The sequence below is a fragment of the Mesorhizobium sp. WSM4847 genome (assembly GCF_055811335.1).
Window position 1 is genome coordinate 62,463 of the sequence record NZ_JBVVPY010000027.1, and the last position, 16,364, is coordinate 78,826.

Annotated in this window: 15 protein-coding genes; 8 read left to right on the forward strand and 7 right to left on the reverse strand. The window is 58.3% G+C overall.

Annotated features, from left to right (window positions below; all coding sequences use genetic code 11):
- Nucleotides 1-504: 504 nt before the first annotated feature.
- The 5 genes from AC0L28_RS29190 (at nt 505) to AC0L28_RS29210 (ending at nt 5,827) form a co-directional block, all read left to right on the forward strand.
- Complete coding sequence (locus AC0L28_RS29190; RefSeq protein WP_158302694.1) at nt 505-1,350, forward strand: hypothetical protein; 846 nt, start codon at nt 505-507, stop codon at nt 1,348-1,350.
- The gene (locus AC0L28_RS29195; RefSeq protein WP_095488814.1) at nt 1,347-2,666 is read left to right on the forward strand and encodes a ParB N-terminal domain-containing protein; all 1,320 of its coding nucleotides are present in this window, start codon (nt 1,347-1,349) and stop codon (nt 2,664-2,666) included. Before AC0L28_RS29190 ends, AC0L28_RS29195 begins: the two co-directional genes overlap by 4 nt.
- Nucleotides 2,663-4,555, forward strand: coding sequence for a DEAD/DEAH box helicase (locus AC0L28_RS29200; RefSeq protein WP_095488815.1), 1,893 nt, complete (start codon nt 2,663-2,665; stop codon nt 4,553-4,555). The genes AC0L28_RS29195 and AC0L28_RS29200 overlap by 4 nt, the downstream gene beginning before the upstream one ends.
- On the forward strand, nt 4,548-5,456 hold the full coding sequence (locus tag AC0L28_RS29205; RefSeq protein WP_128177656.1) for a protein NO VEIN domain-containing protein: 909 nt from the start codon (nt 4,548-4,550) through the stop codon (nt 5,454-5,456). Before AC0L28_RS29200 ends, AC0L28_RS29205 begins: the two co-directional genes overlap by 8 nt.
- Before the next feature lie 116 nt (nt 5,457-5,572).
- Nucleotides 5,573-5,827 carry a helix-turn-helix domain-containing protein gene (locus AC0L28_RS29210; RefSeq protein WP_095482968.1) on the forward strand — a complete coding sequence of 85 codons (255 nt, stop codon included), beginning with the start codon at nt 5,573-5,575 and terminating at the stop codon, nt 5,825-5,827.
- Between the two features lie 396 nt (nt 5,828-6,223).
- Here AC0L28_RS29210 and AC0L28_RS29215 read toward each other — a convergent pair whose 3' ends face one another.
- Complete coding sequence (locus AC0L28_RS29215) at nt 6,224-6,640, reverse strand: very short patch repair endonuclease (protein WP_095482963.1); 417 nt, start codon at nt 6,638-6,640, stop codon at nt 6,224-6,226.
- 96 nt (nt 6,641-6,736) lie between these two features.
- Between AC0L28_RS29215 and AC0L28_RS29220 the strand changes: the two genes are divergently transcribed.
- Together AC0L28_RS29220 and AC0L28_RS29225 are read left to right on the forward strand one after the other, a co-directional pair.
- On the forward strand, nt 6,737-7,939 hold the full coding sequence (locus AC0L28_RS29220) for a DNA cytosine methyltransferase (RefSeq protein WP_095482967.1): 1,203 nt from the start codon (nt 6,737-6,739) through the stop codon (nt 7,937-7,939).
- Nucleotides 7,869-8,648 carry a GIY-YIG nuclease family protein gene (locus AC0L28_RS29225; RefSeq protein ID WP_095482962.1) on the forward strand — a complete coding sequence of 260 codons (780 nt, stop codon included), beginning with the start codon at nt 7,869-7,871 and terminating at the stop codon, nt 8,646-8,648. The genes AC0L28_RS29220 and AC0L28_RS29225 overlap by 71 nt, the downstream gene beginning before the upstream one ends.
- 650 nt (nt 8,649-9,298) lie before the next feature.
- On the opposite strand, the gene AC0L28_RS29230 is transcribed toward AC0L28_RS29225, so the two are convergent.
- The 3 genes from AC0L28_RS29230 to AC0L28_RS29240 are packed head-to-tail and all read right to left on the reverse strand — an operon-like array spanning nt 9,299 to nt 12,671.
- Nucleotides 9,299-11,167 (reverse strand): hypothetical protein, encoded by a 1,869-nt coding sequence (locus tag AC0L28_RS29230; RefSeq protein ID WP_473481668.1) that lies wholly within the window; start codon nt 11,165-11,167, stop codon nt 9,299-9,301.
- On the reverse strand, nt 11,167-11,682 hold the full coding sequence (locus tag AC0L28_RS29235; RefSeq protein WP_245455134.1) for an ABC-three component system middle component 2: 516 nt from the start codon (nt 11,680-11,682) through the stop codon (nt 11,167-11,169). The genes AC0L28_RS29230 and AC0L28_RS29235 overlap by 1 nt, the downstream gene beginning before the upstream one ends.
- Nucleotides 11,673-12,671: an ABC-three component system protein gene (locus tag AC0L28_RS29240; RefSeq protein ID WP_095482959.1), complete on the reverse strand. Its 999-nt coding sequence runs from the start codon at nt 12,669-12,671 to the stop codon at nt 11,673-11,675. The genes AC0L28_RS29235 and AC0L28_RS29240 overlap by 10 nt, the downstream gene beginning before the upstream one ends.
- Nucleotides 12,672-12,746: 75 nt before the next feature.
- On the opposite strand from AC0L28_RS29240, the gene AC0L28_RS29245 reads away from it, so the two are divergent.
- On the forward strand, nt 12,747-12,959 hold the full coding sequence (locus AC0L28_RS29245; protein WP_128177658.1) for a hypothetical protein: 213 nt from the start codon (nt 12,747-12,749) through the stop codon (nt 12,957-12,959).
- 341 nt (nt 12,960-13,300) lie between these two features.
- On the opposite strand, the gene AC0L28_RS29250 is transcribed toward AC0L28_RS29245, so the two are convergent.
- The 3 genes from AC0L28_RS29250 to AC0L28_RS29260 are packed head-to-tail and all read right to left on the reverse strand — an operon-like array spanning nt 13,301 to nt 16,340.
- Nucleotides 13,301-14,689 carry an LLM class flavin-dependent oxidoreductase gene (locus AC0L28_RS29250; RefSeq protein WP_095482957.1) on the reverse strand — a complete coding sequence of 463 codons (1,389 nt, stop codon included), beginning with the start codon at nt 14,687-14,689 and terminating at the stop codon, nt 13,301-13,303.
- A gap of 50 nt (nt 14,690-14,739) precedes the next feature.
- Nucleotides 14,740-15,486 (reverse strand): ABC transporter ATP-binding protein, encoded by a 747-nt coding sequence (locus AC0L28_RS29255; RefSeq protein WP_473481670.1) that lies wholly within the window; start codon nt 15,484-15,486, stop codon nt 14,740-14,742.
- Nucleotides 15,462-16,340: an ABC transporter permease gene (locus AC0L28_RS29260; protein WP_473481672.1), complete on the reverse strand. Its 879-nt coding sequence runs from the start codon at nt 16,338-16,340 to the stop codon at nt 15,462-15,464. Before AC0L28_RS29260 ends, AC0L28_RS29255 begins: the two co-directional genes overlap by 25 nt.
- Between the last annotated feature and the right edge of the window lie 24 nt (nt 16,341-16,364).

The window sequence follows — 16,364 nt, forward strand, 5'->3', positions numbered from 1 at the left end:
AAGGCAGTCGTTTCGACCAGGATTGGCATCTAATTTGAGAATATTGAAGTTCGGATTCTCGAATTAGATGCAATCGTATTTGCCGAAAGGCCGTGAATCCATTGAATCCCATGATCCGTCTTCGAGAAGTACTAGGCCGATAAGGTGTTGACGTTGATTCTCAAATTAAATGCCAATGGCCGGGCTCGATCATTAAATTAAGTGCACATTCTCAAATTAGGTGTATAGCTAACATACTGAAATCGTTGACAAGCCACTCTCATCATTAACTGCAAAGCGACAGTGCTGCGGCCCGCGCTTAGTGCTCTCTCCCGCATCGGTTCAGAGTGTACCCGTTTTCAATGAGAGAGGCGGGCGCGAAAGCCAGAACTCCTGACAAATAATAGCCGCGAACATCGTTTTGTTGAGGCCGACTCTTTGCAGTCCGTCCCTCACATCATTATAACGCTTGAACACATCGCGTCGGCCGGCGCGTTAAATACCGGCGATATGGGGGGGTGATTAATGGCTGGTGAAGAAGCTGCACCATGTCGTCATCGGGGGGCGCCACCGGAGGAGGTGGTTAATCGCGTTGCCGAAATCGTCAGCGGCATCGCCGATGACCCGCAATACCTTTATCAGCGAGGACTTTCGGCGGACGAGTTTAGATTGGCCCTTCCTGCCGCGATCGAGAAGCTTCGCGGCAGCACGGCCGCCAGCAATGCCGATCGGCGTGACTTTCTGGGTATGATTTTCGATCATATGTTGGCTGTGGGCGCGATAGCCAGTGTGGTTCGCCCAGTCTACGGGAAGGATACGATTTACCAACTGGCCGTGCCTGAAATTGGTAACGTAGCCATCATACAGAAGGGGTGTCCCGATGGCGCTCACAGCAGCGTTGCATGGTCTGTTCCCTCATGGGCTGTCGAGACCTACCTTTGGTGGTTGTGCCCGAGTCTGGCCTCGGAACCCGGAGAACATGTTTTCAAAGGGGTCAACCGACTCCGCCGTCGCTTTTTCTCGGATGCACCAGATACGCTTGATGGCATCATCTTCCACAATGACCTCTGCGGGTCAGACCTTCGACCGTGCCCAAAGATGGGCCGGGCGGTGGAGATTGGCGGAAACCGCATTCCTCCTCCGTGTATCTGGATCATGCCGGAGCGGGGCCAAGGACCTGCCTTCAACTGGGACGGTCGCCGCCAGCGGCGATTCCCGGCAGTTCTGCTCTCGGCGTTCAATGTCGATGCAGGCAATGCAAGTGTTTTGACCGGGTACATCGGGTTTCACCAAGGCGTCCGCGGCATCAGGACCACAGTCGCCTCCCGGTTTGGTCCGGGACGGTTGACGACCTTCAGGAGCTCAAAATGATGAACCCTGTGTTAGACCAGGAACGAGTCCAACACCTTGTCGCGCGCCAGAGCTCGTCGAAACGACGCGCGCTGCTGGCCGCGTGGTCGCGGCCAGATCGCGAACTGCCGCTGGTGGACCTAGAGGTGACGTGGGTGCGGCTCTCCACTCTGAACCACCGGACTAAGGCTGAGCAGATGCGAGAGATTGAGACGAAGGGGCGCCCAGACCTGTTTTCGGCGGACCCGATGGGGTCGGAAGCACAAGCGGCGCAGCTTCGTATCCTGAAATCTCAGCCGGGCTTCGATGATCTCAAGGCTGATCTGAGAGAACGTGGTCAGCAGGAGCCGGCCGTAGCTACTGCGGAGGGCGTTCTTGTAAACGGCAACCGTAGGTCCGCTGCGCTTCGTAGCCTCTATTTAGACGATCAGCATGCGCCTTCTCGATATGTCCGCTGCCTCGTCCTTCCGGCCGATGCGACCATGGATGAACTCGTCGATCTCGAGACTGAGCTGCAGATCGCACGTGACTTCCGCGAAGACTATTCGTGGGTCAATGAAGCGCTCTTGATCGAGGAACTGTTCAACCGCGAAGCCCAGAACTGGGATCGAGTCGCGGCGAGGATGCACAAGGATGTACCCAAGGTTCGGGCGCAGTATGAAAAGCTGCAGCAGCTGCATCAGCTGGTGGCACTGTCAGACGGCACTCGCCACCACGCCGACTTTGATGAGAACGAGTCGGCTTTTGAGGAACTCACTAGGCACATCCGAACTAAGCCTAAGGCTGAGGCCAATTCCGTTCGGGGCGCCTACTTCCTTGGCACGCTGACCGGGGTCAACTACCGCGATCTTCGCCACCTTCAGCGGCCGGATGCCGCCGCACTAGTCAGGCAGGAATTGGAATCGGATCCGACAATCGCACCGCTGCTTTGTGCCATCAGGCATAATGTGCCCAACAATGGCGGCGATGTTCTCGATGACGCCCTCGGTGATGCAGCACAGGAAGAGGACCTTTCCGATATCCTCGCCTTCTTCGCGCGCAAGCGCAGCGAAGAGATAGTGACTCTCGCAGATGGCAAGAACGCTGTCGTATCCGATCTAATTGCTTCCGTAGGGGCTGCCGTCGCCGTCGCGGCACAGGAAGCCGATGAGGATTCTAAGGACGCAAAGGCGCTCGTGGCTCCATTGAGCCGTCTTGCCGCCGCCAAGGAGCAGGTTGGCCGCGCAGCTGCTGCGCTTGAACGGGCGCGTAGCTTTGACGGATGGAATGAAGCCGACTTCCAAACCAAGGTGGCCGCGCTCAAGGCCGAAGTGAGCAAGCTCGAGGCACGCGGATGATCCGTGCCGAGCTCTATCGGCAGGACCGTCCGACGGTCGTCGTCGATCGCTTGGACGATACGAATCCTGGTGCCTGGGCCCGGCTGCAGGAAGCCTTTGCACGCGGCATCCTCACTGGATCGGCACGGCAGTCAGTGGTGCACCCGGATGTGTTCATGGCGGAACTCGATGTCCTGCGCGACATTCGGGCAGTGTTTGCAGAGCGGGTTGAGCTAGGACCGACCCTCACATCACAGTTGCGATTAATGGCTGATGATCGCCGTGCCCGTTCCGTGGCGATCGAAGCCGGTGAGGCAAGCGAAACCGAGCTTGAGGCCCTCGCGGCCGAGCTTGAGGCCGCCGGGTTCAAAAGGAATTTGAAGCCCTTTCAACTGAGAAATCTCGCCCGCCTCATGCGTCTGCCGCATGCTGCGGACTTTTCGGTTCCTGGAGCGGGTAAGACGACGGTGGCGCTGGCGGCATTTGCTTTGGGTCGCGCTCGAGGAAGTATCGACCGTCTTATGGTCGTTGCGCCAATCGCCGCCTTCGGAGCCTGGGATGAGGATGCAGTCGCTTGCTTCAAAAAGCCACCGCGCGTTGTAATCTTTGGGGGTCCCGAAACAATTATCCCGCAAGACACGGAGATCCTGCTCTCAAATTACAATCGCGTCGCAAGCGATTATGACATTATCAGAGCCTTCGTAGCGAATGGGGCTGCCAAGGTTGTGCTCGACGAAGCCCATCGCGTGAAGCGCGGCGCTTCGGGGGTGCATGGTCGTGCTGTGTTGGATTTAGCCTATGCGGCTCATCGCCGAGACGTGCTAACTGGTACGCCGGCCCCCCAAGGCGCGCACGATCTAGTGGCTCTGGTGAAGTTCCTATACCCGGGCCAGGATCGCCAGATTCTTCCGAGGTCTGCTTACATCGAAAGGCTGGGGCGCGATCCGAATGTTCTCGGCGAGACTCACGCAGCGATTACGCGGTACTTCGTTCGAACTCCCAAGAGCGAGCTGGAGCTGCCTCCCACAACGTTCGAGGTTATCCGCAGACAAATGGGACCCATTCAAAACGCGATCTATGATGCGCTCGTGGGTCGCTACCGCGCCACTTTTTCGCTTCCCGACCGCGGTCGGCACGAGATGCAGCGCCTTGGCCGCATAGTAATGTACCTGCTCGAGGCCGCGACAAACCCCATGCTGTTAACGGCCGGTTCGGATGAGAGTGATGATCCAGGATTCCTTCACCCGCCGCTCGAGTTGTCGAGCAGCGAGCCGCTCGTCAACCTGCTACAAAGCTACAAAAACTTTGAGACGCCGTGGAAATACCAACAAGTGCTTTCCATTGTAGCGGCAGCAGCCGAACGCGGCGAGAAGGTCCTGATCTGGTCCAACTTCGTGCGCAACCTCAAGGTGTTGGCTCGAATGCTTGCGCAATATCAGCCGGCAATAGTGCATGGAGGGGTTCCCTCCGACGACGGTGCTCCCCCTGGCGACCTAACGCGCGAGAATGAATTTCGGCGGTTCCGACATGATGCCCACTGCGTTGCGCTCCTGGCAAATCCTGCAGCCTGCGGCGAGGGCATCAGCCTCCATCACTGGTGTCACAACGCTGTGTTCCTGGATAGGACGTTCAATGCGGGCCACTTCCTGCAGAGCCAGGATCGCATTCACAGGCTTGGGCTGTCGGCGGATGTAAAAACGCGCTTCACGCTACTCATCAGCTCGAACACCATCGACAATACGGTTGACGGAAGGCTTCACGACAAGGTCAGGGCGCTTTCCCGTTTGATGGATGATCCCGGCCTAGTCCAGATCTCACTACCTTCTCCAGATGAGGGCGAAGGCGGTGCACCTGCGTTCGAGGATGATTGGCAGGCCGTAGCCGCACACGTCGGAACCATAGATGTATGAGTTGCCAAGTCGCGGACGCTGTCATGCTGCCTTCCTGCTGGCCTACAGTGCGCGGCTGAGGCCTTCAGGTGACTTCAACTCTTGGGTGATATCCGCGAGCGGGAAGTCAACCATCATGGCCGCCTCAACTGACGTCCTAGGTACCGCGAGGCTGCTCGTAGATATCAACCTCGCTAGCATAACCGATGTCGTCGCGATCAATCCCGTACTTGCCGCTTTCGACAGCAAGGCTGATCGACATAGTCTGTTGGGCATTGCCCGTCTCTTGCTGCAGAGATGCCCTCCGGCGTGGATTGGAGCTGCAATTGTCGACGGGCGTCTGGCCCCAGAATTCATTCCCGACAGTGACCTAGAAGCCCTTTCCTGGGTTGGGCCGGACCTGGAACCGCTGCTCGTCGAAATACATCATCGGCTAACACGTGCGGCCTTTGACGAGCGCAGAAAGATGCTCGGCAATGCTGGCGAACTCGCAATCATGTCGGCCCTTCGTTATGAGAGATACTCACCGGTGCATGTGGCGCTCCTCTCTGATTGGTACGGCTACGACATTGAGAACCGTCGGGCCTCTGCTACCGAGCGCTTGGAGGTGAAGGCGTGCGTAAGAGCCACCGCAGACCGTGTATTCGTGTCGCGCAACGAATTCGACAAAGCAGCAAAGTTCGGGTCCGAATGGCGACTCATTCAGGTGATATTTTCGTCAAGTGTAATGGTGGAACGAACCATCATAGCCCCTCATGTAGAGGAGGTCCGTGAACTTAGCAGCGGCGCGCTCCAAGCGTTGGCTCCTGATCCATCGCCGACGTTCCAATGGACCGATTCCGCTGAATTTCGCCCGACCCCCGATATGTGGATTCCAAGCGCACTGCGCGTGGATAACACCTTCTCACTGGAGTGTAGGTAAGATGTGCGCGCCTCGTTGTCGCTTGCGCGTCCGGAGAACTGTAAGACCATCCATCTGGAAAGACCGCACATTCATAAAAGGCCCCGGTGCCTAGCAGTGTGATAGCCCGGGAGCAGATGGAGCGACGCATCGAGCTCAAACTGCCGCGGCTGATCGAGTTGCTGTTGTCGCGGCCGCTGGTCTCCACCACCATGATCCAGAAGGAGCTCAAGGTGACGCGACAGGGTGCCAATTTCGTTGCCGAGTTCACCCTGTCAATCTGCGCGAAATCACGGGAGGGCGCGATATCGGGCGTAGGGGTCGTTTGGCTATTCAGGTCGGATTTCATTGGTCTCCGTGGGCGAAAGATCGAGTGTCACGTGGCAACGTAGTAATCCTTGCTTTGCCTTGCCGGCGGCACGGCATGGGCCGTGATCAGACCGTCTCAGATGAATGAAGACCTTTTTTCGCTTTGGGCCAAGGTTTGCCGAAGGCTGTCAGGAAAGGGCATCTGTCGCATTCATATCGCCATGAGGCAGTTTTCGGCATCCGTCACCGTGAGCTCTACGCCAACTTTCGGATGCATTATCTGATTCCGCGCTGTGATCGCTGCGGAAAGTAAGGGCCACCATGCCCGATTTGCGTCGAATTGTTTGTGCGAAAAACGCCACAATAGAAAATGCAGCCTTTCATCAATTGAACGGTATTTATGACGCAGTAAGATTATTGACGAACATGTTAGATCTTGAAACCGAGGTAAAGAAAGGGAGTCAGCCACTCCGGGATTTTTAAGAAGCATGCTTGCCCAGGAAGTCGGCGAGTCGGCGAGCAAGGCGGTCCGCGTCTTTCATCTCGCATTCCCAGATCACTAGGACCCGCCATCCGTCGGCCTCGATCGCTGCGACGCTCTCGGCATCGCGCTCGACGTTCCTCGCGATCTTCGCCGACCAGTATTCCCGGTTTTTTTTCGGCATACGCGCGCCGCGCTTGCACCCATGTCCGTGCCAGAAGCACCCGTGTACGAAGATGACGGCCTGTCGCCGGGAGAACACCAAGTCGGGCTTCCCGGGCAAGTCCTTGCGGTGCAGCCTGAAGCGATAGCCGAGTGCGTGCGCGAGGCGGCGGACGGCCATCTCCGGTTTTGTGCCGGTTGACCGGACCAAGGACATTTGTCGGCTTCTGGCAGGATCAACGTTCGCAGTCATGGAAAATTCATGGTGAGCATGTTACGGATGAGAACAAACCGTAAACCATTTTCGGCGTGGGGTATGCTAGCATTACGCGCGAATCACGGGGAGATCATGCGGACATTTTATGAGTTTTTCGCCGGCGGAGGGATGGCGCGTGCCGGACTTGGTCCAGAGTGGCAGTGTGCCTTCGCTAACGATTTCGATGTAAAAAAAGGCCTGACGTATCAGGTCAACTGGGGGACCGGCGGCGAGCTGACTATCGGTGATATTCGGCAAGTCAAGATCGACAAGCTCCCCGGCACTGCCGACTTAGCTTGGGGGTCATTCCCCTGTCAGGATCTGTCGCTTGCCGGAGGCGGCGCTGGATTGAAAGGCGAGCGTTCGGGAACCTTCTATCCGTTCTGGACGATTATGAACGGCCTGATCGCAGAGGGCCGCGGTCCGAAGATCATCGCGCTGGAAAACGTTAACGGGACTCTGACCAGCCACGGAGGCGCTGACTTCGTGGCGATCGCCGAGACTTTCGCGAAAGCGGGCTACCGCTATGGCGCTATGGTCATCGACGCAAAACTTTTTGTCCCGCAGAGTCGCCCAAGGCTCTTCGTCATCGGCGTCCGGGGGGATTTCGAGGTCCACGAGGCCATGCTATCGCCGGAGCCGGTGGCGCCCTTCCATTCCCGCGGCCTTCAAAACGCGGTCGCAAGGATTCCTGCAAAGGCGCGGAAGCGGTGGCTGTGGTGGAATCTTCCTTCTCCGCCTGTCCGCAACACATGCTTCGCCGACCTCGTCGAAGAAAATCCCTCGAGCGTCGAATGGCACACCACGGAACAGACCGCGCGGCTGATCGCCCAGATGTCTCCGGTGAATATCGCGAAGCTTGAGGCCGCGAAGCGGGCCAGGCGCCGCATGGTGGGGACCGTCTACAAGCGGACGAGACCGCAGAATCCTAACGGGAAAGCTGTAAGAGCGGAAGTGCGCTTCGACGAGATCGCGGGTTGCCTGCGCACACCGACGGGAGGGTCGTCCCGGCAGACGATCATGGTCGTGGACGGCGCCCGTGTCCGGTCGCGCTTGATCAGCGCGAGGGAGACCGCACGGCTCATGGGACTTCCGGACGGCTACAAGTTGCCTCGCGCATACAATGAAGGCTACCACCTTACAGGGGACGGGGTGGCAGTTCCGGTCGTTCGCTTTCTGGCGCAGCACCTGTTCGAGCCGGTCCTCCGAGCGACCGAGGGACAACATGGCGAAACTCCCGAACAGCACAACAGACAGCACGAAAACACCGCCGCTCGAAACGGACGAGCTGCGTAAGGCCATTCGGAAGTTCTTCCGCGAAACTCTCTACGACGACCCCTCGGGTGAGAAGCGTCCCGTCGGCAGCTATCGCTGGGGAGTATACGCGTTCTACGACTACGACGGGGAGCCGATCTACGTCGGCCAGACCAAGGAGAAGGTTTCCGGCCGCGTCGGGCGCCACCTCACGAACCAGCGCACCGACGCTGTGGCGATGTCGGTGTTGGACCCTTTTGAGGTGGCGGAGATACAGGTCTGGCCACTGCCGCAGTTCGAGGCCGTGGGGTCGAAGCACTCTGACTTTAAAACGGCGAATGCGCACCTAAACGCGCTCGAGCACCTTGTCTTCACTCGGCTACGCAACGAGAGCAAGTTCAAGGCGATCCTGAATGAGAAGGACCCGCCGGCGCCGACTGTAGAAATCACCGAGCCGCCTTCCATGCGTGGTTCGATTGTCTCCGACCGGATCCAGGAGTTGCGCGGCCATCCGGACACCCGTTTGGCACGTCGGGCGCTCATCGTGTCCAAGCTGTCGCAGGTCATCTCCGAACGCGAGGTGAAGATGGGCCTTCGACGTGTGCTCGTGACCCAGACTAGGCGCATGAACTGGCTGGCGGAAAGACGCTTCGAGAAACTCGGCGGCGAGAGCCTAGTAGAGGAAGGAGCCGAGGACGAAGAGGACACAAAGGGAGACTTGGACGGGGACGGAACTGCGATTCCACACTGACGAACTGAGTGCATCGCGTCGAAAGTAGGTTAAACAACAATTATGCGCGATGCCCTTGGTCACCGTCGGCGTCGGGTCTATCTGCGTCAGGGGAATTGGGCGACACCGACCTTAGCGACGTCGCCGATCGTCAATCTCGCCGCCCAAGTTAGCGGCGTAGCCCGCCGCTTTTCTCGGATCAAGGCGAATAGGCAAGACCACACCCAATCCGGCCCGCGCCATCCCGCCCCGCAAAAAATTCATAAAATGCGCCAACATGCATTGCGTCTCTCTCGCCGGCATTGTCGTCAAACAACACTGAAGTGTTTACTAAAAACTGTTGGGGCAGCTTGCTTAGATAGTATCCTGAAGGTTCTGCAAAAAGCTCTGGAGAGAGAAAGGCCCTTACTCTGAGGCGAGGGGCGGCCATGGCACGCTGGTGACGTTGCGATCACCGATTCCCGTGGAAGGGCAAGTGCCATGACCAAGCGAGACGTTAGACTGAGCAGAGGCGAGTTGAAAGCGTTGCATGTAGCGGTGGCAGTCACAGTTCGAATCATCCCAAGCTATCACTTTGGACGATCCCAGATTCTTGTTTTGTTCGCAATGCCCGGTGCCGCCGCGAGGTATCCTCGTGGGTCAACTGTACGTGCACGGGTTTGAGTTTGGGGCTAACCCAGCTTAGGGAAAAGACCGTATCTGCCTTCACCGTCCACGCCGGTAAAGGTCTCAATTTTGGCTAGAGGCCGAATTCCGTTCGGGGGGTCGGAATTCTCAATTATGATGATCTGCGCCAGGTTTTTCAGGCCAGCGAGATGTTCATAGAAGTGCGTCGCAAGGCTTGTTTTCTTAAGTTCTTCCTCGTCGGCTGAAAGCTCGCCGTGCTTGCTCTTCATCGGCTCGCGATATGTGAGAAGCGGTGTGTCTAGAACCAAAAAGCCGGGATGTGGCAAATCTCGGCGCCGGCAGAAGAGAAGCACCGCAACATTGAATGCGGCATGCAAGATGGCCCGGACGCCTTTTCCGTTCGCCGACCTGGGCTTACCTCCGATGGTAACATCGTTCGTTTCAATATCGAACTGCGCGCGGTCGGCTTGCGGAAATTTCCAAGCCGTCAATACTTCTCGCACGACCTCTCCGAATGTGTAGGCAATTGTGCTATCCACACCCACGTCGAGTTTGTCTGCCTTGCCCTCAGAAGCCTTCTCTTCGATCTGGGATCGACGAACTACGAGACGGTCCCTTCTCTCGTAAAGGTCTTCCGCTCGATCAATCCGTGCCTTGGTGGCAGAGAGTTCTTCGTAGAGGTGACGTGCAGCGATTTCTTTGGGCCGAGCGTCCTCTATTCTTTTCCCAGCACGATCAATCTCGTCCGACAACTTTGCAGACCTGCTTCGCAAGCCCGTTGCCTCGGCCTCAAGCGATGTTATCGTCTGACCTAGTTCACGCTGCTCAATCTGAATCTTCCTCACCTCGGCGGCAGCAGCCCTGTGAGCAAGGGCGATCTCATCTGCGGCATGATTGCGCCGCTGGACACCAGGCGGCGCCCCGCAGACCGGACAATCGCGTTCCGCCATAGTGACCAGTATGAATCCGCCCTCCTCCAAAGCCTGTAGCCGGGCAATGTCGGACTTGTAGACCTCACTAAGACGGCCGAAGCGCTGCAGCGTCACTTCGAGTTCCGTAAATCGAGAAACCAGGTCGCGTTGGGTTTCCACAAGCTGCCGACGCTCGGTCACAAGGCTGTCAAGATTGTTTTGAGCCTGACGCAAGTTGTCATGCAGGGAGCCTAGGGATCCTTCGATCTTTCTGAGCTGTTCGGTGAGCTCCTCACGCGTCGGCCCACCCTCGCCAATCTCCTCATCAAGTTGAGCGATCATCTCATCGACCAACTCAACCTTTGCAGTTCGGGCGACACTTTTCTCCTTTTTACCTGCAACGGTAACAGCCGCGCCATCGTCGTTGCCGGTTAGAAGCAGGCGGAACAAGTTCCGTTCAAACGTCCGCTGACTGGGAATTCCAGAATAGAGGACGGGACTTCTCTCGGAAATGATGTCTTCCTCCGACACAACGACGTACGGAGATAGCAAGCGGATCGAGAGAGTATCTTTTTCCGCGTTCGCGCTTTTGACGATTACCTTGTTCGCAAGGCCAAGCGTCTCCAGGAGGAAATATGAAACGTTGTCGCTTCGCTTGGCGTCGAATTTACCTTGAAGGATGGCCCCCGCCGCAGAGGGTGTATTCTTGATCAACCCATCGTGCACACGGAACGCGCCGCCCTTTGTAGCCCGATAAAGTGTGACGTCTCGGGCGCTAGAGAGCGTCAGTCCTAGCCAAACAGCATCGTAGTGCGTGATTTCCTCAGTTTTGGGCAATTCCTTGGTCGCTGCCAGCATGAAGTTTAGCGCCTTGGTCGTAAACGACTTGCCGGTGTTGGAGGCTCCGTAAACTATGTTGAGGCCATCGTTGAACGACAGTTCAGCCGGCGCGACTGATGGTCCTGTGAAAACCAGGTGACGAATCGTGATGCCGCTCGCCATTATGCGCTACTGCCGGTGGGGGCGTGATCTGCGCGGAATTCGGCGGTCCAGCGGCCGATCTTGGCCTCAATCACAGCTTTGATTTCGACCGTCGCCATTCCAGCAAAGCGCTGGGCAATCCAGCGGGCACGCTCTTTGAGTGCCATCGAATAGTCGGACTGAAGCAGGTCTAGGTAGGTTGGCGCATCCTCGCTGGCGACAAACGTGACGCCAAGGTCTGTTTCCACGACGTCAACGAGATGCACCTGCTGCATGATGCGCAAGCTCTTCTCCACCAGCTGACGACGAACGAAGAGTTCACCGGTGCGATTCGGCAAGTCCGGATGGAGACTGGGGGGCACGTCCTCTCCATCGAGGTCAGCCGTATGAACGACCAAGTGGTCCAGCCAAGTCATTTCGATCAGATCACACTGACGCGGATAAAATGCTTCCAACAGCATCACCGCTCGGATGCCGGTCTCGAGGGTGCTGTTGAAAGGATGACTAGGTTGCCGTCCCTCGCTGATCACTTCCACGGAAGCCGCCCCTCATTCGCGAAATGATGACAGGTACCTTGTTTGACCTGCACCCGCGCGTGGCGTCCTAACACCCCGGAAGCTTGGATGGTAGCCGCCTGCGACAGCACCCTTGTCACACGTTCCAGGCCGCCACCGTTGGACTCCGTGTAGACATCCGAAACCCCGTGATAAACCTCATCCTTGAACGTCGAAAGATAGTCCGGAGGGGTCGAGTCACGATAATAACGATCGAACTCGGCCGCGTCGAAGTACCGAGTTCGCTGATCACGCAAATGGGTGCCCCACCGAGCGTCCTGTAGAACCGCAGCCGGGTTCTCGAACTTTGATCCGGCGCACTCGCCATAAATATCGACCAGCTGACTGATGTAAGCAGATTCGTGATCTTGCAACTGGTCAGGTGCCACGCCAAGCGGCGAAGGTCCCGGATCATCGTTGAACCATTTCACGAGCACAGTCTTCGCGTGGCTGTCATCGACGAGACGGACGGCGTCCAGAGAATACACTTGGGTAAAGTCGAAAGCATTTATTGCCGAGCGGATCTCCTCGCTCAAAGGGACGCTTGCATTCTCGACCAACTCCCCGGCTATGCCGGTGGCCCACCGATCGAGGAAGGCCTGCCTGAAGCGTTCCGGATGTGCAATGAAGGCCTGAACGTTGCGCACAACCCCTCGAGGGGCGACGAACGTATAGGAGCGCGGCAGCGTGTACTCACCCTTCGCTGCGTGCATGAAGATTTTGCCCAGCTCAACAAACGCCGCCTTTTCCGATAGACGGGCACCGAGTTGCTTGCACTGGAAGTTGTCCCAAGGGCCTTCATGCCGCTGATCTGTGACGTAAGCCACGACATCGCGTCCCATATCGCCGGTGCCGGACCAACGCTCGTGTGAGTTGTAGTCCTTCGTACGGTTCGCAAGCCAGTCGTTGACAAAGGCTTCGAGACGTTCGTCGGGCAATGCGGTGAGCTGGACGGCGTAGTTTGGGCGCAAGATATCGCTCTAGGTTCGAAACGGCGAAGCAAGGTTCGCCGTTCCTTGTTCAATTGACAAGCCAGCGCACAATACATGCCCGATAAAATCCAATGGGCATCATTTGCCAGTCCGGTCAAAGCTTATTCGCAAGAGGTCAAGGTTACATCAACCAGCAAACAAATCAGGTTGGCATTCATCGGGTTTGTCACGTACCCACCCGGCCCGCAGACGGGAATATTCCTCATCGAAACGCTCGCGCTCGAAGAACCAGATGCGCATCAGCGGATAGATGCGCTCATCGTATAAGGGGCCAACACGTACAACAAGTCGCTGTGCCTTCCATCCCGGTTGATCAGTGCGCCATCGGTGGCGATGTCGAGGTGAAGCCTATCCGTCCGCGCCAGACCTGTGGCGAGCAGGGACCGGATCAGGGGGGTTGGGTGCTCTTGCCCGGATCCGCGATCAGGCCGGCAGTCGTAGACCCGTCCGGCCCGAATCTCCTCAAGCGCGGCCATCAGGACGCAGCTGGCACCGCCGCCGATAATTCGCAAGGGACCTGATCGGAGCCGTGCCGGCAGTCGGGTCGCGATACGCGGAAATGGCGGCTGTCATGATCGCGCGGGTCTCCCTGGCGGTCCCACAAACTATTATGTGTTGGCGTAACGCTTTGAGGTTGAATGCCCGATGCGAAGGTGGCTCAGGCGGTGCGGCCGGCTGAACGTATTTTCCGGGCGCGGCAAACCGAAATGGTCCCTCAGCGTAGCCCCGTCATAGTCGTGCCGGAAAAGTCCGCGCTTGCGCAAGAGCGGCACCACTTCCTCGGCGAATATGTCGAACCCGCCCTGCAGATACGGCGGCATGATATTGAAGCCGTCCGCGGCGCCATTGTCGAACCATTCCTGGATCTTGTCGGTGATCTGTTCGGGCGTCCCGGCCTGGACCCAATGGCCGCGCGCCCCGGCGAGGCGGTGGAGCAACTGGCGGATGGTTGGATTCTCGCGCTCGATGATGTCGAGTACGACGTGGAAGCGGCTGCTCGCACCACGCTCGCCCTCGATGCGGATAAGCTCGCGCGGAAATGGCCCGTCCAGATCGTAGCTGGAAAGGTCGGCGTCTACGATGCGGCGTAGCTGGTGAAGAGAATATTCCGGCTGCGTCAGCTCGTTGAACTCGTCATGCAGCGCGCGGGCTTCCGCCTCGGTGGAACCGATGAAGGGGCTGATGCCGGGCAAGACCTTGACGTGGTCAGGGTTGCGGCCAACCGACTTCACGCGCGCTTTGATGTCGGCATAAAATTCCTGCGCGTTGCCGAGTGTCTGATGTGCTGTAAATATCGCCTCGGCATAGCGGCTTGCGAATGACCGTCCGTCTTGCGACGAACCTGCCTGGACGTAGACCGGACGGCCCTGCGGAGAACGCGGAAGCGTGAGCGGTCCCTTCACACGATGATATTTTCCGATGTGGTTGATTGGATGGATCTTGTCGGTGTCGGCAAATATACCGGACTGCCGGTCCGCGATTAGCGCGGCGTCCTCCCAGCTGTCCCAGAGCTTAGTCACCACATCAACAAATTCGCTTGCGCGCTCGTAACGGTCGGCGTGGGTTGGATGTCGGTCAAAGCCGAAATTCAACGCTGCGGACGCATCGCCCGTCGTGACAATATTCCAACCGGCACGCCCGCCGCTTAGATGATCAACAGAAGCAAACAGCCGGGCCAGGTTGTAGGGTTCGTTGTAGGTGGTCGAGGCGGTGGCGATGAAGCCGATGCGTTCCGTCACAGCAGCGAGAGCCGAAATCCATGTCAGCGGCTCCAGTCTGAAGCGGCTTGCGTAGCGAATGTTGTCGGCAAGCGCGGGCCCATCGGCAAAGAACAGCGCGTCGAATTTGCTCGCCTCGGCCTTTTTCGCCAGTTCCTGATAATAGGCGATATCCAGCACTCTCTCAGGGGCGGAATCCTTGTAGCGCCAGCCGGCTTCATGATGGCCGCCAGGATAGATGAAAAGGTTGAGGTTCAACTGTCGTTTTTCGGCGGGCATAGTTCGTCCTCCTGGGTGGTGATGCTGAGCGACAGGTCTTGGGGGGCCGTTCAGACGGGCAACACAGGCTTTGTCTCGACGCCGAGATGACGCAGAAGTTGGGAGCGGATCTCGCCGAACCGGCGATCGCCGTGATCGCGTGGCGTGGGGATATCGATCGCGATGTCGGCGGCGATCCCGCCATTGTCGAGCACCAAAACCCGGTCCGCCAGCGTTACGGCTTCGTCCACATCATGGGTAACCAGCAGCACGGCCGGCTGGTGACGGGCGCAGAGCTGGCGCAGCAGATCGTGCATGCGCAGGCGGGTCAGCGCGTCGAGCGCGCCGAACGGCTCGTCCGCTAGCAGCAGCTCAGGATCACGAACCAGCGAGCGCGCCAATGCCACCCGCTGCTGCTCGCCACCAGAGAGTTCGACCGGCCACGCGTTCTCGCGGCCGCTCAGGCCAACCTCTTCGAGAGCTACCCGTCCGCGTTCGGCGGCTTCCGGCAGGTCGAGGCCAAGAACCACATTCTCCAGCACTCGTTTCCATGGCAACAGCCGGGCATCCTGGAACACCACCGATTTCTTGTCGGGTGTTTCGAGTCGGCCGGAGCCGGAGACTTTGTCGTCGAGATCGGCGAGCGCGCGCAACAATGTACTCTTGCCCGACCCGCTACGGCCGAGAAGGGCGACGAACTCCCCCCTCTCGATGTCGAGGCTGAGGCCGTCGAGGATGGTTCGCGGGCCGAAACGTCTCACAAGGCTCTCGACCCGCACCACCGGCGCGCCGCTCAATCCGCCAAGGTGCGACGCCATGACAGGGACCTTTCCTGGAAGAAGCGGACGATGCCGTCGGAGGCTAGACCGAGCAATGCGTAGACGACAAGGCCGACGATGATGATGTCGGTCTGGCCGTAGTTGCGTGCGAGATCGATCATGTAGCCGATGCCGCTGGTGGCATTGACCTGTTCCACCACCACCAGAGACAGCCAGGCATAGGTCACCGCAAAACGCAGGCCAAGGAAGAACCCTGGAAGGGCGCCGGGCAGGATGACCTGGCGGATGAATTCGCCGTAGCCCATTCGCAAGGTCTGGGCCAGTTCGACATAACGGCTGTCTATGCTGCGCAAGCTGCTGTGGGTCTGGATATAGATCGGGATCAGGACAGCCAGCGCGATGGTCGTTACTTTCATGCCCTCGCCGATGCCGAACCACAGCATCAGCAGCGGAATCAGAGCGAGCGTCGGTATCGCCCGCTTGATCTGAACAGGGCCGTCGATGATGGCCTCACCAAGCCGCGACAAACCTGAAATGAGAGCAAGGATGGTCCCGATCAGGACACCGAACACCAGCCCCTGTGCTGCCCGCCAGGCAGACGTCATCAAATGATGCTGAAGCTTCCCTTCTGCGATGAGATCGATGGCGGTGCCGACAACCGACCAAGGCGCCGGCAGCGTTCTAGGATCGATCAGACCGGCGATACTGCCGATGGACCAGATCACAAGAAGAAGTGCAGGCCCGATCAGCGCGCCAAACGGGATCGTTCGCCCAAGTGCGAGTCGCCTCGTCCCGGTCCTGCGGGGCTCCACGGCGGGCGGGATCAACAACCTTTCATCCGATGCGACAGGAAAGGCGGGGGCAACTGCGGCGGTGTTGGAGAATGCGTTCATCAGTGTCGTCTCCGGTCTCGGGAA